We start from the raw sequence: 25,388 nt of genomic DNA on the forward strand, positions 1-25,388 counted from the left end.
TAACGATGAGCCTGTGGATAACGGGGGTAAAGCCCATGGCGGGCAATGACTGGGATTAGCCACGCTTATGTTTGACCACCTTGCCGAGCTGTCGCTGGAGTCCCTGCGGGTGTTCGAGGCCGCCGCCCGCTTGCGCGGGTTCACCGCGGCGGCGCTGGAGCTGGGCACCACCCAGCCAGCGGTGAGCCAACAAGTGAAGCGTCTGGAAGCACAGTTGGGCACGCGCCTGTTCGATCGGATCTATCGCGGTATCGAACTCACCGAGGCCGGCCAGTTACTGTTCGAGCAGGTGCAGCAAGGCTTGCAGTGCATGAATGAAGGCGTTGCCCAGGCCAGTGGCCAGGGCCAGCGTGAAGTGTTGCAGGTGGCCACCGACTTCGCCTTCGCCGCCTTTTGGCTGATGCCGCGGCTGCAGCGTTTCCACCAGGCTTATCCACAGGTCGACGTGAGCCTGGTGACCAGCGAGCGCACCCAGGCGATGCTGCGCCCGGACATCGACGTGGCAGTGCTGTTCGGCGATGGCCGGTTTCATCAGGGCGAAAGCCGCTGGCTCTTCGACGAGGAGGTCTTCCCGGTCTGCAGCCCCCGGCTGACTCATGGCAAACCCTTGTCAGCCGAGGCTTTGCAACGATTGCCCCTGCTCCATTTGCGCCCCGGCCAGGGCACCCGCTGGTTCGATTGGGCGGGCGTGTTTCGTGGCCTTGGCCTGGCCAGCCCGCCGCCGCCGGGGCAACTGCGGTTCGACAATTACACGCTGTTGATCCAGGCGGCCATTGCCGGGCAGGGCGTGGCGATTGGCTGGGGTCATCTGGTCGACGGGTTGGTCGAGCAGGGGCTGTTGTGCCGGACCGTGGAAGGCAATCTGCGCTCCTCGCGTGGGTATTACGCGGTGCTGCCGCCGCGCAAGCGGCGCGGGGCGCTGATTGCGCGGTTCGTGGACTGGCTGGAGCAAGAACGGGGCCTGTGAGGGCTCTTTCGTAGGTGTAGGCCGGAGTTTCGGCATTTTTCACTGCACCAAGCCTTTGGCCGGTGGTGATGGTTTGACCAGATTCAGGAGTTAACATGCAATGGATCAAGGGTTATCACGCCCACGTATACTACGACGCAAACACCCTCGAACAAGCGCGGGAGTTGTGTGAGGAAGCGGCGCGGCTGTTTCCCGTGACCATGGGGCGCATGCATCAGAAACCGGTGGGGCCGCACCCGGACTGGAGCTGCCAACTGGCTTTTGCCCCCGAAGTGGTGGGCGTGGTGTTGCCGTGGTTGGCACTGAATCGCAAGGGGCTGGTGGTGTTCCTGCACCCGCTGACCGGGGATGAGCTGCTGGATCATCGAGATCATGCGATCTGGATGGGGGCAGTGCGGCCTTTGAATCTGTCGATTTTTCAGCCTTGAGCACGCATTGAAGGGCGCATTGCGCCCTTCACCACAGGTTACGGTTTGAGTGACAAGCTGATACCTCCGTCTCCGCCGTCTTCATAGCGGCAAATCGGAGGGGTGGCATCGGGTGACGATTTCGCAGGTTTGAATGCCGCCAAGTCTACTTCTTCAGCATCCGGAGTGAAGCCTGTCCATTCGCCGTCGGCATTTTTTGCCTCGTAGTGATAGCCCTCGAGGATGATGTCGGTACCACCCTCGGTTTCGTGGACTGTACCTGCCTTTTGTGTGATTTCCTCCACATCTGGGCAAGTGGCAGCGAACGCACCGTTGGAAATCAGTGCCGCAAGGGTAAAGCCGGCCAGATAGCGCATCAAACCCACTCCTTTGGTAAGTTGAAGCCCAAGGATGTGGATCCGGGTTGCAATGCGCTACTGGCAAAAATGCCAGTTGCGCCATTCGCAACTGCGCAACCCCGCAACCAGACGGCGCCGTTCAGCGCCGTGCGCCGCGCACCCCTTCGGCCAGCGCCGAGCACAGGCTCAGCACATCGCTGACAGCCTGGTCGGCGTCCTTGGCCTGGGCGATCTTGTCGACCAGCGCCGAGCCCACCACCACACCATCGGCCAGGCGAGCGATCGCCGCCGCCTGGTCTGGGGTACGGATGCCGAAGCCGACACTGATCGGCAGATCGGTATGCCGACGCAGGCGTGCAATGGCCTCGGTCACGTGCTCGGTAGTGGCCGAACCGGCACCGGTCACACCCGCCACCGACACGTAGTAGACGAAGCCGGAGCTGCGTTCCAGCACGCGCGGCAGGCGTGCATCGTCGGTGGTCGGTGTGGTCAGGCGGATGAAGTCGATGCCCGAGGCCTGGGCCGGGGTCGCAAGCTCGGCGTCATGTTCGGGCGGCAGGTCGACGATGATCAGGCCATCGACACCGGCATCCTTGGCTTGGGCCACGAACCGGTCCACGCCAAAACGGTGGATCGGGTTGTAATAGCCCATCAGCACGATCGGCGTGGTCTGGTCGCCAACGCGGAATTCGCGAACCATCTGCAAGGTCTTGGCCAGGGTCTGGCCAGCCTCCAGGGCGCGCAGGGTGGCGAGCTGGATGGCCACGCCGTCAGCCATCGGGTCGGTGAACGGCATGCCCAGCTCGATCACGTCGGCGCCGGCGGCTGGCAGGCCTTTGAGGATCTGCAGCGAGGCGTCATAGCCCGGATCGCCAGCGGTGACGAAGGTGACCAGCGCGGAGCGGCCTTCGGCCTTGAGCTCGGCGAAGCGTTGTTCAAGACGGCTCATGCCTGTTTCTCCTGGGCTGCCATGTGGTTCATCACGGTTTGCATGTCTTTGTCGCCACGGCCCGACAGGCACACCACCATCAGGTGATCCTTGGGCAGGCTCGGCGCGCGCTTGATCGCCTCGGCCAGGGCGTGGGAGCTTTCCAGCGCCGGAATGATGCCTTCCAGGCGGCAGGTGGCATGGAACGCGTCGAGGGCTTCGTCATCGGTGATACTGACGTACTCGACGCGCTTCACTTCGTGCAGGTAGGCGTGCTCCGGGCCGATGCCCGGGTAGTCGAGGCCGGCGGAAATCGAGTGGGCGTCGGTGATCTGGCCGTCCTCGTCCTGCAGCAGGTAGGTGCGGTTGCCATGCAGCACACCTGGCACACCACCGTTGAGGCTGGCCGCGTGTTTGTCGGTGTGCACGCCGTGGCCGCCGGCTTCGACGCCGATGATCTGCACGCTCGGCTCTTCGAGGAATTCGTGGAACAGGCCCATGGCGTTGGAGCCTCCGCCGACGCAGGCGACCAGGCTGTCAGGCAGGCGGCCTTCCTTTTCCTGCAGCTGGGCGCGGGTTTCCTTGCCGATGATCGACTGGAAGTCGCGGACCATGGCCGGATACGGGTGCGGGCCGGCGACGGTGCCGATCAGGTAGAAGGTGTCATCGACATTGGTGACCCAGTCGCGCAGGGCCTCGTTCATGGCGTCCTTGAGGGTGCCGGTTCCGGCGGTGACCGGGACGATCTCGGCGCCCAGCAGCTTCATGCGGAACACGTTGGCCTGCTGGCGCTCGATGTCGGTGGCCCCCATGTAGATCACGCAAGGCAGGCCGAAGCGTGCCGCCACGGTGGCGGTGGCCACGCCGTGCATGCCGGCGCCGGTCTCGGCGATCAGGCGCTTCTTGCCCATGCGCTTGGCCAGCAGTACCTGGCCGATGCAGTTGTTCACCTTGTGCGCGCCCGTGTGGTTGAGCTCTTCGCGCTTGAAGAAGATCTTCGCGCCGCCGCAGTGCTCGGTCAGGCGCTCGGCGAAGTACAGCGGATTCGGCCGGCCGATGTAGTCACGCTGGAAGTACGCGAGGTCTTCGAGGAACTTGGGGTCTGCCTTGGCCGCTTCGTATTCGCGGGCCAGGTCCAGCACCAGGGGCATCAGGGTTTCGGCCACGTAGCGGCCGCCGAACGCGCCGAACAGGCCGTTGGCATCCGGGCCGGGGCGGTATTGGGTCTGGGTCATGGGGCGCTCCAGGGCGTTATGAATGAGTGATGGGCTTTACTCTAACCACGGCAAGCCCGCCTGAAAACCGATAAGATTGCGCAAACCTGTCAGGAAAACTCACAAGACAATGGCCCACGATCTTCCCCCGCTCAATGCCCTGCGCGCCTTCGAGGCCACGGCTCGGCTGAACAGCGTCAGTCAAGCAGCCGAAGCGCTTCACGTGACCCATGGCGCGGTGAGCCGGCAGCTCAAGGTACTCGAAGAGCACTTGGGGATCGCGCTGTTCGTCAAGGATGGCCGTGGCATCAAACTCACAGATGCCGGCATCCGCCTGCGCGACGCCAGCTTCGATGCCTTCGACCGCCTGCGCGGCATTTGCGCTGAGCTCAGTCGCGATGTCAGCGAGGCGCCATTCGTATTGGGATGCTCCGGGAGCCTGCTGGCGCGCTGGTTCATCCCGCGCCTGGGCAGGCTGAAGGCCGACCTGCCGGAGTTGCGCCTGCACCTGTCGGCTGGCGAGGGTGACCTCGATCCACGCCGTCCGGGGCTAGATGCATTGCTGGTGTATGCCGAGCCGCCGTGGCCTGCGGACATGCAGGTGCATGTATTGGCCGAAGAGCGCATAGGGCCAGTGCTGAGCCCGCACTTCGCCGGTTTCGAGCGCCTGCGCAAGGCGCCGGTGCAGGCATTGCTGGGCGAGCCGCTGCTGCACACCACGTCGCGGCCACAGGCATGGCCGACGTGGGCCGCCGAACAAGCGCTGGACCCGGCTGCGTTGCAGTACGGCCAGGCCTTCGAACACTTGTATTACCTGCTGGAAGCTGCGGTGGCGGGCCTTGGGGTGGCCATCGCGCCGCAACCCTTGGTGGCCGATGACCTTCGCGCCGGGCGGCTGAGCGCGCCCTGGGGGTTTTCGCCGACCCGTGCGGCGTTGGCGCTATGGGTGCCCAGGCGCGCCGCGGATGGGCGCGCCGAGCAATTGGCGCAGTGGCTGCGCCGGGAACTGGACAGCCAGCTCGTTTAGTTGCGTTTGCACAGCAGCCAGGCAGCCAGCAGGCCGAGGGCGCCCACCGCCACGCCGGCAGTGGTCAGCGGGTGTTCCTGGGCGTAGTCGCGGGTGGCGATGCCGGTCTGGCGGGTGCGGGTCTTCACCTCTTCATAGGCATCGCCAAGCAGGCTGCGCGAATGACGCAGCGCGTTTTCGGCATTGCTGCGAATGGACTTGAGCGATTTCTGCGACTCCTCGGAGGCGTCGTGCTTGAGGTTCTCCAGGGCTTTGAGCAGGTTTTCGATCTCGGTTTCCATGCTTTCCAGGGACGCTTTGCGCAGCGAATTGCGTGGCATGTGGACTCTCCTTCGCGGTAGGGGTGGTAAGGATTGCGACTTCCCGCTGCGTTGAAAGTGCGATCGAACTTTCAGCGACGCTGACGGCTCGCAGGTAAACCAGGCCGGCGCTGCTAGGCTCAAGTGTCACAACCCTTCAAGGAGAACGTCATGAGCGATCATCACACGTACAAGAAGATCGAGTTGGTGGGGTCGTCGACCACCAGCATCGAGGATGCGATCAACAATGCGCTGGCCGAGGCGGCCAAGAGCATCAAGCTGCTGGAGTGGTTCGAGGTGGTCGATACCCGTGGGCATATCCGCGACGGCAAGGTCGAGCACTACCAGGTGACGCTCAAGGTCGGCTTCCGCATCGCCAACAGCTGAGGCCATGCCAGGGCCAGTGGCCCAGGCGCGATGATGGTTTTCGAGGGTGCCTTTGCCGGCGCCCTTTTTCGGTTTCATCCATTCAAGGAATGCAGGCGATGAAAAGAACGATTGTGGCGGTAGGGCTGATGGCGTTGGCGGGAGGAGCGTTCGCGGCGGGCAAGCCGTGCGAAGAGCTCAAGGCGGAGATTGCGGCAAAGCTCGATGCCAAGGGCGTCAGCGGCTACACGCTCGAGGTGGTCAAGAAGGGTGAGCCGGCGGGCAAGGTCGTTGGCAGCTGCGAGGGTGGCACCAAGGAAATCGTCTACCGGCGTGGTTGGTGCGGTGGATGCTTCGCGGGGCAAGCCCCACACAGGGCCCGTGCAGCACGCGGCCCCTGTGGGAGCGGGCTTGCCCCGCGAAGAACATCACTCGGTCTTGAGCGCCTGCGCCATCAGCTCATAGGAACGCACCCGGTCGGCATGTTCGTACAGGTCGCAGGTAAAGATCAGCTCATCCGCCCCCGTCTGCTCCAGCAGCACTTCCACCTTGGCCCGCACCTTCTGCGGGCTGCCAATCATCGCCAGGCCCAGGAAGCTGCCCACCGCATCGCGCTCGTGGGGCAGCCACAGGCCATCCATGCTCGGCACCGGCGGGCGTTGCATCAGGCTTTGTCCGCGGATCAGCGCGAGAATGCGTTGGTACACCGAGGTGGCCAGGTACTCGGCGCGCTCGTCGGTATCGGCCACCACCATCGGCACGCCCAGCATCACGTAGGGCTTGTCCAGCGTGGTCGAGGGCTTGAAGTGGTCACGGTAGATACGAATCGCCTCGTGCATCATGCGCGGCGCGAAATGCGAGGCGAAGGCGTAGGGCATTCCGCGCATGCCTGCCAGTTGGGCACTGAACAGGCTGGAGCCGAGCAGCCACAGGGGCACCTCGGTGTCGTGGCCCGGCACGGCGATCACTTTTTGATCATCAGTGCGCGGCCCGAGGTAGCGTGACAACTCCTCGACATCGTCCGGGAAGTCGTCGGCGCTGCCCGCGCGGTCGCGACGCAGGGCATAGGCGGTCATCTGGTCCGAGCCCGGTGCACGGCCCAGGCCCAGGTCGATGCGCCCGGGATAGAGACTGGCCAGGGTGCCGAACTGCTCGGCGATCACCAGAGGCGCATGGTTGGGCAGCATGATGCCGCCGGAACCGACGCGGATGCTCGATGTGCCGCCCGCCAGGTAACCGATCAGCACCGAGGTGGCGGAACTAGCGATGCCGTCCATGTTGTGGTGCTCGGCGACCCAGAAACGGTTGTAACCAAAGCGTTCGACGTGACGCGCCAGGTCCAGGGAGTTGTGCAGCGCTTGTGCAGGGCCGGTGTCGGCGCGTACCGGTACCAGGTCGAGGGTGGAAATCTTCAGGTCACGCAGCTGGGTCATCGGAGCCTCCGCAATAGGTCACAGGCCAGAGGCCTTTTGGTTTGTGTATGGGCGGATTCGCAGGAATCAATGCTGGCCGGTGGATTGATCTGAACTTGCTGTAGGAAGGTGCCTCTGAATTTACAGGTACGTAACCATGACCAGGAGGCATCATGAAAAAGACAGCATCGGCGATCTGGCAAGGTGGACTGAAGGATGGCAAGGGCCGCATCTCCACTGAGAGCGGGGCGCTGAAGGAAAATCCCTACGGCTTCAATACCCGGTTTGAAGGCTCGCCGGGCACCAATCCCGAGGAACTGATCGGTGCGGCCCATGCTGGCTGCTTCTCGATGGCACTATCGATGATGCTCGGCGAGGCCGGCCTGACCGCAGAGCGTATCGACACCATTGCCGAGGTCACCCTGGACAAGCAGCCCGACGGTTTCGCCATCACCGCGGTGCACCTGATCCTCAAGGCCAAGGTACCCGGCGCGAGCGAGGCGCAGTTCCTCGAGATCGCCAACAAGGCCAAGGCCGGCTGCCCGGTTTCCAAGGTCCTGAACGCCAAGATCAGCCTGGACGCTTCGCTGGTAGCCTGACGGCGCAACAGTGGCAGATTGCTGTAGTCTAAACAGCGTCGGCAGCAAGGCTGCCCTTTCGGGAGCGGTTCAATGAAACGCGTCGTAATCGCCGTGCTGGCTTCTCTCGTGGCCACTTCAGCATTGGCGGCAGTCAAACCGTGCGAAGAGCTCAAGGCCGAGATCGAAGCCAAGATCCAGGCTGCGGGCGTATCGTCCTATGCCTTGGAGATCGTGCCCAACAGCGAGGTCAAGGACCAGAATATGGTCGTTGGCACCTGCGACGGCGGCACCCAGAAGATCATCTACCAGAAGAACGACAGGTAGATGGGCCATGGCCCCAGCGCAGACAGGTCTGCGCCGGGGTCTTGCTGCTCAGGGAATGCAGAACACGTTGCTTGCCTCATCCACCACTCTGTTGCGGCTGGCGTCATACAACGCCACTTCCGGGTCCATGACCGGCGCTCGGGCAACCAGGCGGTAGCGCTCGCCGGCCTTGAAATCATCGAAACGCACGGTCAGGTAGCAGGTACGTTCCCGAGGGTCGGTGGTAAAGCCACCCGCGTACACTTCATAGTCGAAGCGCACCACCAGCTCGTGCTTGCCGGGGGTTACCTGGAAATAGCGGCCATCGTTCAGGCGTTGGCCATCGAGCCGGTCGGCCATGACCAGGCGCCCTGGCGTCATGGTGTAGAGATCGACCCAGGCCTGCTTGGGGTCGGCGGGTGGCAAGGGGCTGGCGCAGGCCCCCAGGGCACTGAGGGCGATCAGCATCATGGGCTGGCGCATGGCAATACTCCCACTTGCGATTCACAAGGTACAAGCATAGCGCCGTTCAGGGGTTTCAGGTGCGTTGGCATCCGGCTGGCAGGCCCTGGCCGACGAGTTTCTGCTGGTGGTCGTAGAGTTTGATCCAGGGACGGAAGCCGATGCTGCCTGCTTGCAGCTGGTAACGCTGGCCGGCACTGAAGTCCTTGAAGGTCAGGTTGAGCTGGCAGTCGCGCCACAAGGGCTCGTTCACCGGGCCGATGTTGCTCGGCGTGACCGGGAACTGGTAGCGCACGGTCAGTTCGTGGCTACCGGGCTCGACCTCGAAATAGCGGTTGTCGGCCCACTCGCGTTCGTCCACCTGGACGGCATGCAGCGAGGTATCGTCATGCGGGCTGAGGTCGATCCAGGCCTGATTGGGGTCCGGGTCGGGCAAGGTCGAACAGGCAGACAGCAGGACTAGCGAACTGGCGACGAACAGGGCACGCATGGCAGTACTCCCCCCTGGCAAGATAGTCTTGGGCGCAATGGCCATGAGCAGTGGGACAGCCCCAAGATGGATCGATTTTTTCTTTTGCAGCGCTCAGGCCCTGGGCCACTCGACCGCATTTTCAAGGGTTTGGTTCCCGTGCTGGCCGTGCTTCTGCTGAACGGTTGCAGCAGCGTCGGTTACTACGGGCAGTTGGCCCAGGGGCAGTGGCAACTGCTGCGCGCGCGCCAGCCTGTGGATAACGTGCTGGCCGATCCAGCCAGCAGCCCGCAACTGCGCCAGCGTCTGGCCCATGCCGAACAGGCGCGGCGCTTCGCCAGCCAGCGACTGCAACTGCCAGACAACCGCAGCTACCGGGTCTACGCCGATCTCGGGCGACCCTATGTGGTGTGGAACGTGTTCGCTACGCCCGAGTTGTCGCTGCAACCGGTGACCCATTGCTTCCCCATCGCCGGTTGCGTCGCCTACCGGGGCTACTACCGCCAGGGCGCGGCCCGGGGTGCTGCGGCGCTGATGCGTGAGGATGGCCTGGACGTCTACGTGGGCGGGGTGGAGGCCTATTCGACCCTGGGCTGGTTCGATGACCCGATTCTGTCGACGATGGTGGGCTGGGGCGACGAGCGCCTGGCGGCGTTGATCTTCCATGAGCTGGCGCACCAGCGCTTCTACGTGCGTGACGACACGGCGTTCAATGAGTCGTTCGCCACCTTCGTCGAGCAGGAAGGCGCGCGGCAATGGCGCGTGGCCCGTGGGTTGGCGCCGTTGGCCGACGGCCAGGCGGCGCAACGCGAGCAGTTCACCCGGCTGGTGCTGGCCAGCCGCGAGCGTTTGCAGGCGATCTATGCAGGGCCGTTGGACGATGCGCACAAGCGAGTGGCCAAGCAGGCGGAATTCGAGCGGCTGCGCCGGGAGTATCGGGTGATGCGCGATGGGGCGTGGGCGGGGGACAAGCGCTATGACGCCTGGATTTATGGACCGATGAACAATGCCAAGTTGCTGCCGTTCGGGCTGTATGACCAGTGGGTGCCGGCGTTCGCGGCGTTGTTTGACGAGGTGGGCGGGGACTGGGCGAGGTTTTATGCGCGGGTGGAGCAGTTGGGGCGGTTGCCGATCGATCGGCGCAAGGTGGCGTTGCAGCGGTTGAAGTAAGCCAGTGAGATTTTGGGGCCGCTTTGCGGCCCATTGCGACACAAGGCCGCTCCCACAGGTATGCGCGATCGCTTGTAGGAGCGGCCTTGTGTCGCGATGGGCTGCAAAGCAGCCCCTGGCCATCAAGCCCTGATGAATGCCTGATGCAACTGCGCCAACGTCTCGAAATGGAACGCCGGCGCTTCGGCCATCAATTCATCCTGGCTGCCAAACCCGTACCCTACCGCCACCGCCTGCAGCCCATTGCTGCGCGCGCCGATCAGGTCGTGCTTGCGATCGCCGATCATCAGCGTCTGCGCAGGGTCCAGTCCCTCTTCGTCCAGCAGGTGGCGGATCAGCTCGACCTTGTTGGTGCGGGTGCCATCCAGTTCGCTGCCGTAGATCACCTTGAAGTGCTGGTCGAAGGCGAAGTGGCGGGCGATTTCGCGGGCGAACTCCCAGGGCTTGGACGTGGCGATGTACAGCGTACGGCCCTGGTCGTTGAGGGCTTTGAGCAGCTCTGGCACGCCGTCGAACACCTCGTTCTCGTACAGGCCGGTCACCCGGAAACGCTCACGGTAGTGGTTCACCGCCTCCCAGGCCCTGGCTTCGTCGAAGCTGTAGAACTGCATGAAGGCCTGTAGCAGCGGTGGCCCGATGAAATGCTCGAGGCGCGTCAGGTCTGGTTCGTCGATGCCCAGCTTGGCGAGGGCGTACTGGATCGAACGGGTGATGCCCAGGCGCGGGTCGGTCAGGGTGCCGTCGAGGTCGAAAAGGATGTTCTGCTGGTGCATGGAAAAGGGTCACTCAGGTTGGTCGTAGCCTTCGGCCAGGTGCTGGTCCTTGAGCTTCACGTAGTTGCCAGCACTATACGGGAAGAATGCCCGCTCCTTGTCGGAAAGCGGGCGTGCTTGTTTCACCGGGCTGCCCACGTACAGGTAGCCGCTCTCCAGGCGCTTGCCGGGCGGCACAAGACTGCCGGCGCCGATGATCACCTCGTCCTCGACGATGGCGCCATCCATGATGGTGCTGCCCATGCCGACCAGGATGCGATTGCCCAGGGTGCAGCCATGCAGCATCACCTTGTGACCGATGGTGACCTCGTCGCCGATGATCAGCGGGAAGCCGTCGGGGTTGAACGGGCCGGCGTGGGTGATGTGCAGCACGCTACCGTCCTGCACGCTGGTGCGCGCGCCGATGCGGATGCGGTGCATGTCGCCGCGGATCACCGTCAACGGCCACACCGAGCTGTCCTCGCCGATCTCCACATCGCCCAGTACCACCGCCGAACGGTCGACGAAGGCGCGTGGTCCAACTTTCGGAGTGTGTTGCTGGAAGCTTCGGATGGCCATGATAGCGTCTCTCATATGTGCCGATAGGCAGGCTGCCTGCTGCGGTCGGCGTCGATTGTAATTAAGATGGTCCAGTGTTTCTTCTGCCAAGGTATCCAAACCGTGAGTGCGAACAACCCGCTTCTGCAGCCCTACGATCTGCCGCCGTTCTCGGCGATCCGCGCCGAACACGTGCTGCCAGCCATCGAAGAGATCCTGGCCGACAACCGCAAAGCCATTGCCCAGATCCTCGAAAAGCAAGGCAAGCAGCCTACCTGGGCCGGCCTGGTGCTGGCCATGGACGAACTCAACGACCGCCTGGGCGCCGCCTGGAGCCCGGTCAGCCACCTCAATGCGGTGTGCAACAGCAAGGAATTGCGCGAGGCCTACGAGGCTTGCCTGCCCGCGCTGAGCGCCTATTCCACGGAGCTCGGGCAGAACCGTGCGCTGTTCGAAGCCTACCAGGCGCTGATCGACAGCCCAGAGGCCGCCGGCTTCGACGTGGCGCAGAAGACCATTCTCGAGCACGCCCTGCGTGACTTCCGCCTGTCGGGCATCGACCTGCCGGCAGACAAACAGCAGCGCTACGCCGAGGTGCAGAGCAAGCTCAGCGAGCTGGGCAGCCGCTTCTCCAACCAGTTGCTCGACGCCACCCAGGCCTGGACCAAGCACGTCACCGACGAAGCCGCCCTGGCCGGCCTGCCCGATTCTGCCAAGGCGCAGATGGCTGCCGCGGCCCAGGCCAAGGGTCTCGAAGGCTGGCTGATCACCCTTGAGTTTCCCAGCTACTACGCAGTGATGACCTACGCCAGCGACCGCGCCCTGCGCGAGGAGCTGTACGCCGCCTACTGCACCCGCGCTTCGGACCAGGGGCCCAATGCCGGCCAGTTCGACAACGGCCCGGTGATGCGCGAGATCCTTGATCTGCGCCAGGAGCTGGCCGAGCTGCTGGGTTACCAGAACTACGCCGAATTGAGCCTGGCGACCAAGATGGCCGAGTCCAGCGACCAGGTGCTGAGCTTCCTGCGTGACCTGGCCAAGCGTTCCAAGCCCTTCGCCGCCCAGGACCTGGAGCAGCTCAAGGCGTACGCTGGCGAACAGGGCTGCGCCGAGCTGGCCAGCTGGGATGCCGGCTATTTCGGCGAGAAGCTGCGCGAGCAGCGCTACAGCGTCTCGCAGGAAGCCCTGCGCGCCTACTTCCCGATCGACAAGGTGCTCGGCGGCCTGTTCGCCATCGTCCAGCGCCTGTACGGCATCGAGATCAACGAGCTCAAGGGCTTCGATGCCTGGCACCCGGACGTGCGCCTGTTCGAAATCAAGGAAAACGGCCAGCACGTCGGCCGTTTCTTCTTCGACCTGTATGCCCGCGCCAACAAGCGTGGCGGTGCCTGGATGGACGGCGCCCGCGACCGTCGCCGTACCGCCGCGGGCGCGTTGCAGAGCCCGGTGGCCAACCTGGTGTGCAACTTCACCCCGGCAGCGCCTGGCAAGCCTGCGCTGCTAACCCACGATGAAGTGACCACGCTGTTCCACGAATTCGGCCATGGCCTGCACCACCTGCTGACCCGCATCGAACATGCCGGTGTGTCCGGCATCAATGGCGTGGCCTGGGATGCGGTCGAGCTGCCGAGCCAGTTCATGGAAAACTGGTGCTGGGAGCCCGAAGGCCTGGCGCTGATCTCCGGTCACTACGAAACCGGCGCCGCCCTGCCCCAGGACCTGCTGGACAAGATGCTGGCAGCGAAGAATTTCCAGTCCGGCATGATGATGGTGCGCCAGTTGGAGTTCTCGCTGTTCGACTTCGAACTGCACGCCAGCCACGGCGACGGCCGCAGCGTGCTGCAGGTGCTCGAAGGCGTGCGCGACGAGGTTTCGGTGATGCGCCCACCGGCGTACAACCGTTTCCCCAACAGCTTCGCGCACATCTTCGCCGGCGGCTACGCGGCCGGCTATTACAGCTACAAGTGGGCCGAGGTGCTGTCGGCCGACGCCTTCTCGCGCTTCGAGGAAGAGGGCGTGTTCAATGCCGAGACCGGCCGCGCCTTCCGCGAGGCTATCCTGGCCCGTGGTGGTTCGCGTGAGCCGATGGTGCTGTTCGTCGACTTCCGTGGCCGTGAGCCTTCCATCGATGCATTGCTGCGCCACAGTGGCCTGAGCGAGGACGCGGCAGCATGAGCGAGGTAGCCGTGAACAAGACCAAGAAGCGCTTCATCGCCGGGGCGGTATGCCCGGCGTGCAGCGAGCCGGACAAGCTGATGATGTGGAACGAGGACGGCGTGCCGCACCGCGAGTGCGTCGCCTGCGGTTTCACCGACACGCTCAACGAACAGGGCCTGTCGGTACCCAAGGAGCTGGGCACACGGGTCAATCAGCAGGCGCCCAAGGCCCCCACCCCGGCACAGGTGCAGACGGTGCAGTTCTTCCCCAACCCCAAGTTGAAGAAAACCACCGAGTGATCCTCGGGGCTGGCGCCTGCATGGGCGCCAGCCCTGTTGCACCTAAATATGGCTTCCCGCCCTGATCGAGCGACGCCCTACCCTGGCCGCCCTTCAATCAGCACCAGGGTGATCCATGACCGACAGCCTTCCCAAGCTAGCCCATGGCTTGCTTGACTATCCCGCACTGCGACCCGAGCAGCTCGAGCCCCTCTTCCAATCCCTGCGCGATGACAATATCGCGGCACTCGAACAGATCATCCAAGCCCACGGACAATCGCCCGGATGGGACGACTTCGTGCTGGCGATCGACCGCCTGGACCAGCGTCTCGAAGGCCTGTTCGACCTCCTCGTGCCGCTGGCCTACGAAGGCGATGCCTGGCGCGACGCGGTCAACGCCTGTTATGAGCTGTGCCTGGCCTGGAAACAGCACAAATACAGCCAGCCTGGGCTCCATGAAGCCTACCAGCGCCTAGGCACCCTCCAGCTCGACGGCGAACGAAAAGTCGTGCAGACCCTCATCCTGCGCGACTTGCGCCTGGGTGGCTACGGTCTCGATGGCGCAGCACTCGAGCAGCTACGGACGACCGAGGCGGCGATCACGCGACTGCAAGACCAGTTCCTGGGCAACCTGGAAAACGCACGTCTTGCCTGGGAGCATTGCATCACGGACGAGTCTCGCCTGGCCGGCCTGCTGCCTGCGCAGCGCGAGCGTCTGGCGGCCAATGCCCAGGCCCATGGTGAGCAGGGCTGGTGGCTCGACCTGGAGCAACCCACGGTCGAGGCTCTGCTGGCCTGGGCCGACGATCGCGAGCTGCGTGAAAAGGTGTACCGCGCCTCGCGAAACCTGGCATCCGACCAAGGGCCGGACAATGCGCTGGACAATGCGCCGGTACTGCAAGCGTTGCTGCGCCTGCGTCACGAGCGCGCTCAATTGCTGGGCGTGACCGATGCCGCGCAACTGGGCATGGAAACCAAGGCGGCGCGGACGGCGGATCAGGTCGAGCGGTTCATCGATGAGTTGATCGAGCAGAATCGCCCCCGCCTGCAAGCCGATCTGCGGGCGATAGAGGCCCTGGGCGAGAGGCTGGGGATCGTCCCGGTCGAGCCATGGGACATTGCATACCTGGCGCGTCAGCTACGCCTGGAAGGCAGCGAGGAAGTCGAGGTGCGCATGCAGACGCTTTTCCCGTTGGACAGGGTCCTGACGGGGTTGTGGCAATTGCATGAGCGGCTGCTCGGTATTCGAATCTCCTCTTCTGGCTTGGTTGCCTGGCACCCGGATGTGCATGTTCTCGAGGTCAGCGAGGCGGGGGCGACGCTTGGCCATATCTACCTGGATCTCTATGTGCGCGCGAACAAGATGCCTTGGCCGACCTGTTACCCCATGCGCCAGCGCCATGTCGATGCCGATGGGGCGCTCACATTGCCGGCCGTGCTGCTCTCCTGCTACTTCAAGCGAGTACCGGGCCAGCCCGCGTCGCCTCTGGGCCATGAGCAACTTTGCCAGCTGTTCCACGAATTCGGACATGCCTTGAACCAAGTGCTGGTGAGCAACGACCATCGTCGGCTCAACCGGGTGGCGGATACATCGCTCGGCGCGGACCGCTGCGAGTTCGTCGGCAAGCTCCTCGAGCAGTGGTGCTGGTCCGCATCGACGCTGCATGCCGTGGCGCAACCTGCGTCGGTGTCATTGCCGCAGCTGCACCAGTGGCTTGCGGCCAAGAGCCGCATGCAATCGGTGAGCGAGGCCGAGCAACTGCGCAAGGGCTGGTTCGACTTCACCGCACACCGTGACCCAAGCGCCCGTGAAGACTTGCGCCAACTGGCTGTTGATGCCACCCGCCGGGTCGGCCTGCCCGACACGTTCGCTCAGGAGCGTTTCGCCGAATCGTTCGACTACATGGTGTCCGGCTATGAAGCCGGGTTCTACGGCTACAAGTGGGCGCAGACCCATGCGGTCGATGCGTTCACCCGCTTCGAAGCGGCCGACGCCGACGAGACGGCATTGGGCCGTGCAGTACGTTGGGAAATTCTCGCCAAGGGTGGCTCACGCGGCATGGGCGCGTCGTTCCTGGCCTTCGTCGGCCGGCCCATGTCATTGCAGGCGTATGCGCGGCGGCACGGCGCCGCCTGACGGTAGTGGCAATGCTTCGGGGCTTTGCTGTACTGTATGAAAATACAGTGTAGAGGGTCCGCTCATGCAGCCGACTTCCATCCGCGGTCGTGGTACCGCCAACAACCCGCATAACCGCTTCGCGCCCAGCCGCTCGGTGGTGGAGGACGATGGCTGGTATCAAGAGGTCCCGCAAACCCAGGGCACCGAGGTGCGGGTCGAGATGGCCAAGACCATCATCGCCCGCAATACCTCGCCCGACCTGCCCTTCGACCGGTCGATCAACCCCTACCGGGGCTGCGAGCATGGTTGCATCTACTGTTATGCAAGGCCCAGCCATGCCTACTGGGACATGTCGCCAGGCCTGGATTTCGAGACCAAGCTGATCGCCAAGACCAACGCTGCCCAGGTGCTGGCCGAGCAGTTGAGCAAGCCGGGATATGTCTGCGCGCCGATCAACCTGGGCGCCAATACCGATCCCTACCAGCCGATCGAGCGCGAGCAGCGCCTGACCCGGCAGTTGCTCGAAGTACTGCTGCGTTTTCGCCACCCGGTGACCATCGTCACCAAGGGCTCGCTGGTGCTGCGCGACCTCGACCTGCTGGCGGAGATGGCCCGCCAGCGGTTGGCGCGGGTGATGATCAGCCTCACGACCCTGGACGATGAACTCAAGCGGGTGCTGGAGCCCCGTGCGGCATCGCCCAAGGCGCGCTTGCGGGCGATCCGCGTGCTGCGTGAAGCCGGGGTACCGGTGGGGGTGCTGTGCTCGCCGATGATTCCGATGATCAACGACAGCGAACTCGAACATCTGCTCCAGGCCGCCAAGGATGCCGGGGCGCAGAGTGCGGCCTACATGCTGCTGCGCCTGCCGCTGGAGGTGGCGCCGCTGTTCGAGCAATGGCTGCAGGACCATTATCCGCAGCGGGCGGCGCATGTGCTGAGTCTGATTCGGCAAAGCCGCGGTGGTGAACTGTACGACAGCCGGTTTGGCTCGCGAATGCGCGGCGAAGGGGTGTTCGCCGAACTGCTGGCCCAGCGGTTCGCCCGGGCCATGAAGCGCTTGGAGTTTGCCGGACGAGAGGCACAGGCGCTGGATTGCTCGGCGTTCTGCCCGCCCGGTGGGCAGATGGCACTGTTCTAGCGTCCACCTAGACACCCTTCAGTACGACTAATCGGACCAGATAATTTCACTAATACCCCTAGCCATTTGATACTTTTTTGCTATTATCCAAATCCCGCCTTTCTCATCTGGAACACTTGTTCTAGAGCCCTCGAATTAAGTTTCAGTTAAGTTTTCCCCGCTAGCGTAGGAAACCAGTCGACGAAGACTGTGATCAATGGCTCGTGCGTGTCATCTAACTCCCTGCATAGCCAGAATCTTTCACCGGTAAAATGGATTTACCTACACACCGTCAAGAGGATGAATCATGCCCGTCAAGGACCCATCCAAGGTCGTTCCGCAGGCCCCTGCCGAGAGCGCCGATGCCGCCCTCAAACACATCGTCGACGGCTTCCTGCGTTTTCACCATGACGTCTTCCCCGAGCAGCAGGAGCTGTTCAAGAAGCTCGCCACGGCGCAAACGCCGCGTGCCATGTTCATCACCTGTGCCGACTCGCGCATCGTCCCCGAGCTGATCACCCAGAGCTCGCCGGGCGACCTGTTCGTGACCCGCAACGTCGGTAACGTGGTACCGCCCTATGGCCAGATGAACGGTGGTGTTTCCAGCGCCATCGAATACGCCGTGCTGGCGCTGAAAGTGCACCACATCATCATCTGTGGTCACTCCGACTGCGGCGCGATGCGAGCCGTGCTCAACCCGCACTCGCTGGACAAGATGCCGACCGTCGGTGCCTGGCTGCGCCATGCCGAGGTCGCGCGCACCGTGGTCGAGAACAACTGCTCCTGCGGCAGCGAGCACGAGACGATGAAGGTGCTGACCAAGGAAAACGTCATCGCCCAGTTGCATCACCTGCGCACCCACCCTTCGGTCGCCTCGCGCCTGGCGGCCGGTGAGTTGTACATCCACGGCTGGGTCTACGACATCGAGACCAGCAAGATCGAAGCCTACGACGCGGCCAGCGATAGCTTCCTGCCCCTGGCTGCCGGCGAGCCGGTCCCCTGCGCCACTCCGAGAGGCCGCTACTAAGCGACCCTTGCACCGCTAGAACCTTGATAGCCGGCTGCACCCCATGAGGGTGTGGCGCGGCCTTCGGCTGCCTTGAATTCCCTGACTGCCCTGCCGGCATGCTCGCTGGCGGCCCGCGCCTGCGCGTTCGTCAGGGGCCCACGTGCCCACGGCCATCGGATTGGCCGTGCGACAGAGAAAGGAGAAATAGGGTGAACATTACACAGTTGAAAGCGGCCCTGCCGCGTGAGTTGTTGGCGTCGGTGGTGGTCTTCCTGGTCGCCCTGCCCCTGTGCATGGGCATTGCCATCGCCTCCGGCATGCCGCCGGCCAAAGGCTTGATCACCGGTATCATTGGCGGCGTGGTGGTGGGCTTCCTGGCGGGCTCGCCGCTGCAGGTCAGTGGCCCGGCGGCTGGCCTGGCGGTGTTGGTGTTCGAGCTGGTACGCCAGCACGGCATGGGCATGCTCGGGCCGATCCTGTTGCTGGCCGGGGTGTTGCAGTTGCTGGCGGGGCGCCTGCGGCTGGGCTGCTGGTTCCGCGTTACGGCGCCGGCGGTGGTGTACGGCATGCTCGCCGGGATCGGCGTGCTGATCGTCCTGTCCCAGGTCCACGTGATGTTCGACACCGCGCCGCAGCCCTCGGGCATGCAGAACCTGCTGGAGTTTCCGGCCACGTTGATGGCGGCCTTGCCGCTGGAGACGGCCGGCAATGGTTGGCAGGCGGGCGCACTGGGCCTGGGTACCATCGCCTTGATGTGGGGTTGGGAGCGTTTGCGTCCGCAGAAACTGCGGTTCATTCCCGGCGCCCTGCTCGGGGTCGCGAGCATGACCCTCATCAGCATGTGGCTGGCCCTGCCGGTCAACCGCGTGGTGGTGCCTGCCGACCTGTCCGAGGCCATCGACTGGATTCGCCCGGACGACCTGTTGAAGCTCGCCGATCCGACCCTGCTGGTCGCCGCCTTCGCCCTGGCCTTCATCGCCAGCGCCGAGACGCTGCTTTCCGCGGCTGCGGTAGACCGCATGCAAAGTGGCCAGCGCTCGGATTTCGACCGCGAACTGTCGGCGCAAGGTATCGGCAACATGCTCTGTGGCGTGCTCGGTGCCCTGCCGATGACCGGGGTGATCGTGCGCAGTTCGGCGAATGTGCAGGCGGGGGCGCAGACCCGTGCCTCGGCGATCCTGCATGGCCTGTGGCTACTGGCCTTCGTCGTGGTGCTGAGCAGCGTGCTGCAGCAGATTCCGGTGGCGAGCCTTGCCGGCGTGCTGGTGTACACCGGCATCAAGCTGGTGGATTTCAAGGCCTTCAGAGGCCTTGGCCGCTACGGTCGCATGCCGATGTTCACCTACGCCGCGACGGCGTTGGCGATCGTCTTCACCGACCTGCTCACCGGGGTGCTGCTGGGCTTCGCCCTGACCCTGCTGAAGCTGGCATTCAAGGCGGCGCGACTGAAGATCAACCTGGTCGACCTGGAGCCAGCTGGGCACATGGAGTTGCGTCTGAGCGGCGCGGCGACCTTCCTCAAGGTGCCGGCGCTGACCCGGGTGCTGGACAGGGTGCCGGTGGGCACAACCCTGCATGTGCCGCTGGGCAACCTGAGCTATATCGACCACTCGTGCCTGGAGCTGTTGGAGGATTGGGGGCGTAGCAACGCCGCCCATGGCTCGCGGTTGGTGATCGAGCAGCGGCGGTTGAAGCGGCGGATCGAGGGGCGGATGCGGACCACGGCGGGGGTTGGGGCGTAGGCTATCGCAGGTTGCAGGTGATTTTTGTGGGAGCGGCCTGTGGGAGCGGCCTTGCGTCGCGAAAGGGCTGCATAGCAGCCCCAGGATTCCCGCGCCGCAGCTGAAACCCTGGGGCCGCTTTGCGGCCCTTTCGCGACGCAAGGCCGCTCCCACAGGCCGCTCCCACAGACCCGCTCCCATGGAGATCAGTGGGGCTGCCCCAACTCCACCCCCAGCTGCCGCGACAGGCATGGCCAACGCTTCCAGGCAGCGCCGGTTTTGGGGCTGCTCAGGGTATCGCGGTAGGCCTCCACCGACTCGCTGGCGAAGCTTTCGTCATCGAGCATTTCGTCCACCGAATGGTGCACCACCTCGTCCAGCTGGTTGGCAAAGTCTTCGCCGATCAACTGGTGGGCGATCAGGTTGGCCACCGTGGTATCCACCGGAATCAGCGGTTGCTGGAAGTGGCGGATGTACAGATCGTTGACCTCTTCGACCAGGCGATGCGCCAGGTACGCTTCATCCAGCAGGCAGTCCAGGCCCACGTGCTTGGGCTTCAATTCAGGCGGCTGCAGAAAGTAGGCTTCGGCAATTTTCAACACCGGCTTGATCTGTGACTCTATACCGGCTTCGCGCGCGACCGAGTGAGCGGCCTCGAGCAGTTCCGGCACTTGTTCGACGTAGGCGCTGACGAAGCGTGACAAGGTTCCCTGGGCGTCCTGCTCGGGCAGATGGATCGACGGGTGCAGATGTGGCAGTTGCACTGCCAGGCGTTCGGCAAGTTGGCCGGTCTGGGCTTCGTGTTGATGGGCTTGTTGGATCTGCTCGCGTACAGCAGCGATGTTCATGACAACTCCAGGGACATTACGTTTCAAACGGAAGACACTAAATTAGCTCGGTATACAACATACCTAAGACGTATTTGTTATAAGTCTCGCAAACGTGTGCGCTTCTGAGCATAAAGCTTGGCCATTATTTTGCCATAACCGCTCTATCTCGGGCTTTACGGCGTTTTTCCCGCGCGCGTGAAGTTCATTTCATTCCCGCCGTTGCGACGCGGGGGTCCGTGTCTATACTCCGGTTGAACGTGATTCGTTGATGAGGCCCGACTGCTTTTTGCAGGGGCTCGGTCGTCGAAGCCAGGCAGTCTTGACCGCCGTCCCCCCCTTGCCGCAGGCCACGCCTCCGGGACAACAAGAACGATAAGGGGAACCCGCAATGATGCGACATCCACATGTCTGGATGGGCCTCCTGTTGTGGACGGTTTTCGACCAGGCCAACGCCGCCTGGACCGTGAACATGGCGCCTGGGGCCACGGAGGTCTCCAACGCCGTCTTCGACCTGCACATGACCATCTTCTGGATCTGCGTGATCATCGGCATCGTGGTGTTCGGCGCGATGTTCTGGTCGATGGTGCTGCACCGCCGCTCGACCGGCCAGCAGGCCGCGCACTTTCACGAACACACCTGGGTCGAGATCCTCTGGACCATCGTGCCCTTCCTGATCCTCGTGGCCATGGCCATCCCCGCCACCAAGACCCTGATCGACATCTACGATGCCAGCGAATCGGACATCGATATCCAGGTCACCGGGTACCAGTGGAAGTGGCACTACAAGTACCTGGGCCAGGACGTGGAGTTCTTCAGCAACCTGGCCACGCCCACCGAGCAGATCCACAACCAGGCGCCCAAGGACGAGCACTACCTGCTGGAGGTCGACCAGCCGCTGGTGCTGCCGGTGGGCGCCAAGGTGCGCTTTCTGGTGACTGCGGCGGATGTCATCCACTCCTGGTGGGTGCCGGCCTTCGCGGTCAAGCGTGATGCCATTCCGGGCTTCGTCAACGAAGCCTGGGCGCGCATCGAGAAGCCGGGCATCTATCGTGGCCAGTGCACCGAACTGTGCGGCAAGGACCACGGTTTCATGCCAGTGGTGGTCGAGGTCAAGTCCAAGGCCGACTACGACACCTGGCTCGCCGAACGCAAGGCCGAAGCCGCCCAGCTCAAGGAGCTGACCAGCAAGGAATGGACGCTCGAGGAACTGGTCGCGCGCGGCGACAAGGTCTACCACACCACCTGTGTCGCCTGTCATCAGGCCGAAGGCCAGGGCCTGCCGCCGATGTTCCCGGCGCTCAAGGGCTCGAAAGTGGCCACCGGGCCGAAGGAGGAGCACCTGGGCGTGGTCTTCCATGGCCGCCCGGGTACGGCGATGGCGGCCTTCGGCAAGCAACTCTCGGAAGTCGACATCGCCGCCGTGGTCACCTACGAGCGCAACGCCTGGGGCAACAACAAGGGCGACATGGTCACGCCGAAGGACGTGCTCGCGCTCAAGCAGGCCGAAGCGAAATGAAGCGGGTTACTCGCGGCAATCAACGGATTGCAGGAGACAGGACATGAGTGCAGTGATCGACGACCACGCCCACGGCCATGAGCACGCCCATGGCCCGGCCAAGGGCCTGATGCGCTGGGTGCTGACCACCAACCACAAGGACATCGGCACGATGTACCTGTGGTTCAGCTTCACCATGTTCCTGCTGGGCGGCTCATTCGCCATGGTGATCCGCGCCGAACTGTTCCAGCCCGGCCTGCAGATCGTCGAGCCGGCATTCTTCAACCAGATGACCACCATGCATGGCCTGATCATGGTGTTCGGCGCGGTGATGCCGGCCTTCGTCGGCCTGGCCAACTGGATGATCCCGCTGATGATCGGCGCCCCCGACATGGCCCTGCCGCGGATGAACAACTTCAGCTTCTGGCTGCTGCCGGCGGCGTTCCTGCTGTTGGTCTCGACCCTGTTCAGCCCCGGCGGCGGGCCCAACTTCGGCTGGACCTTCTACGCCCCGCTGTCGACCACCTATGCGCCGGCCAGCGTGACCTTCTTCATCTTCGCCATCCACCTGATGGGTATCAGCTCGATCATGGGTGCGATCAACGTGATCGCCACCATCCTCAACCTGCGTGCGCCGGGCATGACCCTGATGAAGATGCCGCTGTTCGTCTGGACCTGGCTGATCACCGCGTTCCTGCTGATCGCGGTGATGCCGGTGCTGGCCGGAGTGGTGACGATGATGCTGATGGACATTCACTTCGGCACCAGCTTCTTCAGCGCGGCCGGCGGCGGCGACCCGGTACTGTTCCAGCATGTGTTCTGGTTCTTCGGCCACCCCGAGGTGTACATCATGATCCTGCCGGCGTTCGGCGCGGTCAGTTCGATCATCCCGGCGTTCTCGCGCAAACCGCTGTTCGGCTACACCTCGATGGTCTACGCCACCGGGGCGATCGCCTTCCTGTCGTTCATCGTCTGGGCCCACCACATGTTCGTGGTCGGTATCCCAGTGGTCGGCGAGCTGTTCTTCATGTACGCCACCATGCTCATCGCGGTGCCCACCGGGGTGAAGGTCTTCAACTGGGTGAGCACCATGTGGGAAGGCTCGCTGAGCTTCGAGACGCCGATGCTGTTCGCCATCGCCTTCGTCATCCTGTTCACCATCGGCGGTTTCTCCGGGTTGATGCTGGCCATCGCCCCGGCGGACTTCCAGTACCACGATACCTACTTCGTGGTGGCGCATTTCCATTACGTGCTGGTGCCCGGGGCGATCTTCGGCATCTTCGCGTCCGCCTACTACTGGCTGCCGAAATGGACCGGCCACATGTACGACGAAACCCTGGGCAAGCTGCACTTCTGGCTGTCGTTCATTGGCATGAACATGGCCTTCTTCCCCATGCACTTCGTCGGCCTTGCCGGCATGCCGAGGCGGATTCCCGACTACAACCTGCAGTTCGCCGACTTCAACATGGTGTCGTCGATCGGCGCCTTCCTGTTCGGCGCCACGCAGATCTTCTTCCTGTTCATCGTCATCAAGTGCATTCGCGGCGGCGCGCCGGCACCGGCCAAGCCGTGGGACGGTGCCGAGGGGCTGGAATGGACGATTCCCTCGCCCGCCCCTTACCACACCTTCCAGACACCCCCGGAAGTCAAATAGGTAACCACCATGTCCGGCCTGCCGCTCAAACGCCTGGTCCTGCGCCTGCTGATGCTGACGGTGGTGATGTTCGCCTTCGGCTTCGCCCTGGTGCCGATCTACGACGTGATGTGCAAGGCCTTCGGCATCAATGGCAAGACCGGCGGGCAGTACGAAGGCAGCCAGGTCAGCGACACGACGCGCTCGGTGCGGGTGCAGTTCATGTCGACCAATGCCAGCGACATGGTCTGGGACTTCTATTCCACTGCCGACCAGCTCGAGGTCAACCCCGGGGCGGTCAACCAGATGATCTTCATCGCCCACAACCCCACCGACCGGCCGATGAGCGCCCAGGCCATCCCGAGCATCACCCCGGCCGAGGCGGCGGCGTATTTCCACAAGACCGAGTGCTTCTGCTTTACCCAGCAGGTGCTGCAGCCCGGCGAACGCATCGAGATGCCGGTGCGCTTCATCGTCGACCGCGATCTACCGGCCAACGTGAAGCACCTGACACTGGCCTACACCTTGTTCGACATCACTGCGCGTCATCCGCCGGTGGCCCACGCCACGGTAGCCAACGCCCAGGGCGCCCGTTGAGGGAAGGAGAACCGCAATGGCAAGTCATGATCACTACTACGTGCCGGCGCAGAGCAAGTGGCCGATCATCGCCACCATTGGCATGTTCATCACGGTGTTCGGCCTGGGCACCTGGTTCAACGACCTCAAGGCCGGGCACGCGGACTCCCACGGGCCGCTGATCTTCTTCATCGGCGCGCTGTTCCTCGCCTACATGCTGTTCGGCTGGTTCGGCGCGGTGGTCAAGGAAAGCCGCGCCGGGTTGTACAGCCCGCAGCTGGACCGCTCGTTCCGCTGGGGCATGAGCTGGTTCATCTTTTCCGAGGTGATGTTCTTCCTGGCCTTCTTCGGCGCGCTGTTCTACGTGCGCGTGCTCGCCGGGCCCTGGTTGGGGGGCGAGGGGCACAAGGGCATCGCCCACATGCTGTGGCCGAGCTTCGAATTCGCCTGGCCGCTGCTGCACACGCCGGACCCGAAACTGTTCCCGCCGCCCAAGGAAGTGATCGATCCCTGGCACTTGCCACTGATCAATACCATCTTGCTGGTCAGCTCCAGCGTCACCATCACCATCGCCCACCACGCCCTGCGCCGCGACCACCGGGGCGCGCTGAAGCTGTGGCTGGGCCTGACCATTGTCCTGGGGGCCAGCTTCATCGCCTTGCAGGCCTACGAATACCACGAGGCCTACACCAAGCTGGGGCTGACGCTGGGGTCGGGGATCTACGGCGCGACCTTCTTCATGCTCACCGGCTTCCACGGCGCCCACGTGACCCTGGGCACGATCATCCTGTTCGTCATGTTCGTGCGCATCCTGCGCGGGCACTTCAACCCCGACAAGCACTTCGGCTTCGAGGCGGCCAGCTGGTACTGGCACTTCGTCGATGTGGTGTGGGTAGGGTTGTTCATCTTCGTGTATGTGCTTTAGCGCCTCAGAACGGGGCGTGTGACACCAGCTGACCGCTGATGAAGCCCCAGGCCACCAGGCCGATGGTCACGGCGGCCAGCGCCACGCGCACGGTCAGTGCTTTCAGCAGGCGGGTCGAGTTTTCATCGTCCTTGACCAGAAACACCAGGCCACTGAACAGGCTGGCAATCGTGGCCAACAGCATCAGGACAATCGCGGCCTTGAGCATGGCGCTTCTCCGGGGGGATGCGGTGATGTGGATAAGTATAGCGAGG

Annotated in this window: 28 protein-coding genes and 1 pseudogene; 18 read left to right on the top strand and 11 right to left on the bottom strand. The window is 63.7% G+C overall.

Annotated features, from left to right (window positions below; translation table 11 throughout):
* The first annotated feature begins 67 nt into the window (after positions 1 to 67).
* Positions 68 to 967 carry a choline sulfate utilization transcriptional regulator gene (locus E6B08_RS00540; RefSeq protein WP_136912304.1) on the top strand — a complete coding sequence of 300 codons (900 nt, stop codon included), beginning with the start codon at positions 68 to 70 and terminating at the stop codon, positions 965 to 967.
* A gap of 95 nt (positions 968 to 1,062) precedes the next feature.
* Positions 1,063 to 1,395, top strand: a complete 333-nt coding sequence (locus tag E6B08_RS00545; protein ID WP_136912305.1) for a DOPA 4,5-dioxygenase family protein — start codon at positions 1,063 to 1,065, stop codon at positions 1,393 to 1,395.
* A 38-nt stretch (positions 1,396 to 1,433) separates the two neighbouring features.
* Here E6B08_RS00545 and E6B08_RS00550 read toward each other — a convergent pair whose 3' ends face one another.
* From E6B08_RS00550 to trpB, 3 genes are all read right to left on the bottom strand, one after another.
* A complete protein-coding gene (locus E6B08_RS00550) occupies positions 1,434 to 1,751 on the bottom strand; it encodes a hypothetical protein (protein ID WP_136912306.1) in 318 nt (105 codons plus the stop codon).
* Between the two features lie 121 nt (positions 1,752 to 1,872).
* On the bottom strand, positions 1,873 to 2,682 hold the full coding sequence (gene trpA, locus E6B08_RS00555) for a tryptophan synthase subunit alpha (protein ID WP_136912307.1): 810 nt from the start codon (positions 2,680 to 2,682) through the stop codon (positions 1,873 to 1,875).
* Positions 2,679 to 3,896: a tryptophan synthase subunit beta gene (gene trpB, locus E6B08_RS00560; RefSeq protein WP_136912308.1), complete on the bottom strand. Its 1,218-nt coding sequence runs from the start codon at positions 3,894 to 3,896 to the stop codon at positions 2,679 to 2,681. Before trpB ends, trpA begins: the two co-directional genes overlap by 4 nt.
* A gap of 109 nt (positions 3,897 to 4,005) precedes the next feature.
* Between trpB and E6B08_RS00565 the strand changes: the two genes are divergently transcribed.
* Positions 4,006 to 4,902, top strand: coding sequence for a LysR family transcriptional regulator (locus E6B08_RS00565; protein WP_136912309.1), 897 nt, complete (start codon positions 4,006 to 4,008; stop codon positions 4,900 to 4,902).
* Here the strand turns inward: E6B08_RS00565 and E6B08_RS00570 are convergent.
* Positions 4,899 to 5,222, bottom strand: coding sequence for a DUF883 family protein (locus E6B08_RS00570; RefSeq protein WP_136912310.1), 324 nt, complete (start codon positions 5,220 to 5,222; stop codon positions 4,899 to 4,901). The two genes, E6B08_RS00565 and E6B08_RS00570, sit on opposite strands and share 4 nt — an antisense overlap.
* 150 nt (positions 5,223 to 5,372) lie before the next feature.
* Here E6B08_RS00570 and E6B08_RS00575 point away from each other — a divergent pair, with 150 nt between their 5' ends.
* Both E6B08_RS00575 and E6B08_RS00580 read left to right on the top strand, forming a co-directional pair.
* On the top strand, positions 5,373 to 5,588 hold the full coding sequence (locus E6B08_RS00575; protein ID WP_133325735.1) for a dodecin: 216 nt from the start codon (positions 5,373 to 5,375) through the stop codon (positions 5,586 to 5,588).
* 98 nt (positions 5,589 to 5,686) lie between these two features.
* Positions 5,687 to 5,905: pseudogene (locus E6B08_RS00580) on the top strand (DUF1161 domain-containing protein); the annotation flags it as partial.
* A gap of 90 nt (positions 5,906 to 5,995) precedes the next feature.
* Here the strand turns inward: E6B08_RS00580 and E6B08_RS00585 are convergent.
* A complete protein-coding gene (locus tag E6B08_RS00585; RefSeq protein WP_136912311.1) occupies positions 5,996 to 7,000 on the bottom strand; it encodes an LLM class flavin-dependent oxidoreductase in 1,005 nt (334 codons plus the stop codon).
* A gap of 152 nt (positions 7,001 to 7,152) precedes the next feature.
* Here E6B08_RS00585 and E6B08_RS00590 point away from each other — a divergent pair, with 152 nt between their 5' ends.
* Positions 7,153 to 7,578, top strand: a complete 426-nt coding sequence (locus tag E6B08_RS00590; protein WP_136912312.1) for an OsmC family protein — start codon at positions 7,153 to 7,155, stop codon at positions 7,576 to 7,578.
* Between the two features lie 72 nt (positions 7,579 to 7,650).
* Complete coding sequence (locus tag E6B08_RS00595; RefSeq protein ID WP_136912313.1) at positions 7,651 to 7,884, top strand: DUF1161 domain-containing protein; 234 nt, start codon at positions 7,651 to 7,653, stop codon at positions 7,882 to 7,884.
* A 48-nt stretch (positions 7,885 to 7,932) separates the two neighbouring features.
* On the opposite strand, the gene E6B08_RS00600 is transcribed toward E6B08_RS00595, so the two are convergent.
* Both E6B08_RS00600 and E6B08_RS00605 read right to left on the bottom strand, forming a co-directional pair.
* The gene (locus tag E6B08_RS00600; protein WP_136912314.1) at positions 7,933 to 8,346 is read right to left on the bottom strand and encodes a DUF2057 domain-containing protein; all 414 of its coding nucleotides are present in this window, start codon (positions 8,344 to 8,346) and stop codon (positions 7,933 to 7,935) included.
* Between the two features lie 55 nt (positions 8,347 to 8,401).
* The gene (locus tag E6B08_RS00605; RefSeq protein WP_136912315.1) at positions 8,402 to 8,815 is read right to left on the bottom strand and encodes a hypothetical protein; all 414 of its coding nucleotides are present in this window, start codon (positions 8,813 to 8,815) and stop codon (positions 8,402 to 8,404) included.
* Positions 8,816 to 8,899: 84 nt separating this feature from the next.
* On the opposite strand from E6B08_RS00605, the gene E6B08_RS00610 reads away from it, so the two are divergent.
* Complete coding sequence (locus tag E6B08_RS00610) at positions 8,900 to 9,964, top strand: aminopeptidase (protein ID WP_136917304.1); 1,065 nt, start codon at positions 8,900 to 8,902, stop codon at positions 9,962 to 9,964.
* 122 nt (positions 9,965 to 10,086) lie between these two features.
* On the opposite strand, the gene E6B08_RS00615 is transcribed toward E6B08_RS00610, so the two are convergent.
* On the bottom strand, positions 10,087 to 10,737 hold the full coding sequence (locus E6B08_RS00615; RefSeq protein ID WP_136912316.1) for an HAD family hydrolase: 651 nt from the start codon (positions 10,735 to 10,737) through the stop codon (positions 10,087 to 10,089).
* A gap of 9 nt (positions 10,738 to 10,746) precedes the next feature.
* Entirely contained in the window at positions 10,747 to 11,295 is a 549-nt protein-coding gene (locus tag E6B08_RS00620) for a gamma carbonic anhydrase family protein (RefSeq protein ID WP_136912317.1), read from the bottom strand.
* 66 nt (positions 11,296 to 11,361) lie between these two features.
* On the opposite strand from E6B08_RS00620, the gene prlC reads away from it, so the two are divergent.
* The 6 genes from prlC (at position 11,362) to E6B08_RS00650 (ending at position 19,696) form a co-directional block, all read left to right on the top strand.
* Positions 11,362 to 13,449: an oligopeptidase A gene (gene prlC / locus E6B08_RS00625; protein ID WP_136912318.1), complete on the top strand. Its 2,088-nt coding sequence runs from the start codon at positions 11,362 to 11,364 to the stop codon at positions 13,447 to 13,449.
* The gene (locus E6B08_RS00630; RefSeq protein ID WP_136912319.1) at positions 13,446 to 13,730 is read left to right on the top strand and encodes a YheV family putative zinc ribbon protein; all 285 of its coding nucleotides are present in this window, start codon (positions 13,446 to 13,448) and stop codon (positions 13,728 to 13,730) included. Before prlC ends, E6B08_RS00630 begins: the two co-directional genes overlap by 4 nt.
* Before the next feature lie 115 nt (positions 13,731 to 13,845).
* The gene (locus E6B08_RS00635; RefSeq protein ID WP_136912320.1) at positions 13,846 to 15,846 is read left to right on the top strand and encodes a M3 family metallopeptidase; all 2,001 of its coding nucleotides are present in this window, start codon (positions 13,846 to 13,848) and stop codon (positions 15,844 to 15,846) included.
* A gap of 64 nt (positions 15,847 to 15,910) precedes the next feature.
* A complete protein-coding gene (locus E6B08_RS00640; RefSeq protein ID WP_136912321.1) occupies positions 15,911 to 16,966 on the top strand; it encodes a PA0069 family radical SAM protein in 1,056 nt (351 codons plus the stop codon).
* A gap of 286 nt (positions 16,967 to 17,252) precedes the next feature.
* Positions 17,253 to 17,972 (top strand): carbonic anhydrase, encoded by a 720-nt coding sequence (locus tag E6B08_RS00645; RefSeq protein ID WP_136912322.1) that lies wholly within the window; start codon positions 17,253 to 17,255, stop codon positions 17,970 to 17,972.
* A 191-nt stretch (positions 17,973 to 18,163) separates the two neighbouring features.
* A complete protein-coding gene (locus tag E6B08_RS00650) occupies positions 18,164 to 19,696 on the top strand; it encodes a SulP family inorganic anion transporter (protein WP_136912323.1) in 1,533 nt (510 codons plus the stop codon).
* Between the two features lie 185 nt (positions 19,697 to 19,881).
* Here the strand turns inward: E6B08_RS00650 and E6B08_RS00655 are convergent, their stop codons facing one another.
* On the bottom strand, positions 19,882 to 20,523 hold the full coding sequence (locus tag E6B08_RS00655; RefSeq protein ID WP_136912324.1) for a hypothetical protein: 642 nt from the start codon (positions 20,521 to 20,523) through the stop codon (positions 19,882 to 19,884).
* A 370-nt stretch (positions 20,524 to 20,893) separates the two neighbouring features.
* Between E6B08_RS00655 and coxB the strand changes: the two genes are divergently transcribed.
* Genes coxB through E6B08_RS00675 form a run of 4 tightly spaced genes read left to right on the top strand, consistent with a single transcriptional unit; the run spans position 20,894 to position 25,134 of the window.
* Entirely contained in the window at positions 20,894 to 22,021 is a 1,128-nt protein-coding gene (gene coxB, locus E6B08_RS00660) for a cytochrome c oxidase subunit II (protein ID WP_136912325.1), read from the top strand.
* A gap of 43 nt (positions 22,022 to 22,064) precedes the next feature.
* A complete protein-coding gene (gene ctaD / locus E6B08_RS00665; RefSeq protein ID WP_136912326.1) occupies positions 22,065 to 23,654 on the top strand; it encodes a cytochrome c oxidase subunit I in 1,590 nt (529 codons plus the stop codon).
* Positions 23,655 to 23,663: 9 nt separating this feature from the next.
* Positions 23,664 to 24,230, top strand: coding sequence for a cytochrome c oxidase assembly protein (locus E6B08_RS00670; RefSeq protein ID WP_136912327.1), 567 nt, complete (start codon positions 23,664 to 23,666; stop codon positions 24,228 to 24,230).
* A 16-nt stretch (positions 24,231 to 24,246) separates the two neighbouring features.
* On the top strand, positions 24,247 to 25,134 hold the full coding sequence (locus E6B08_RS00675) for a cytochrome c oxidase subunit 3 (protein WP_136912328.1): 888 nt from the start codon (positions 24,247 to 24,249) through the stop codon (positions 25,132 to 25,134).
* A gap of 4 nt (positions 25,135 to 25,138) precedes the next feature.
* On the opposite strand, the gene E6B08_RS00680 is transcribed toward E6B08_RS00675, so the two are convergent.
* Complete coding sequence (locus E6B08_RS00680) at positions 25,139 to 25,342, bottom strand: twin transmembrane helix small protein (protein WP_136912329.1); 204 nt, start codon at positions 25,340 to 25,342, stop codon at positions 25,139 to 25,141.
* Positions 25,343 to 25,388 lie beyond the last annotated feature (46 nt).

The sequence above is a fragment of the Pseudomonas putida genome, from assembly GCF_005080685.1.
GTDB lineage: Bacteria > Pseudomonadota > Gammaproteobacteria > Pseudomonadales > Pseudomonadaceae > Aquipseudomonas > Aquipseudomonas putida_V.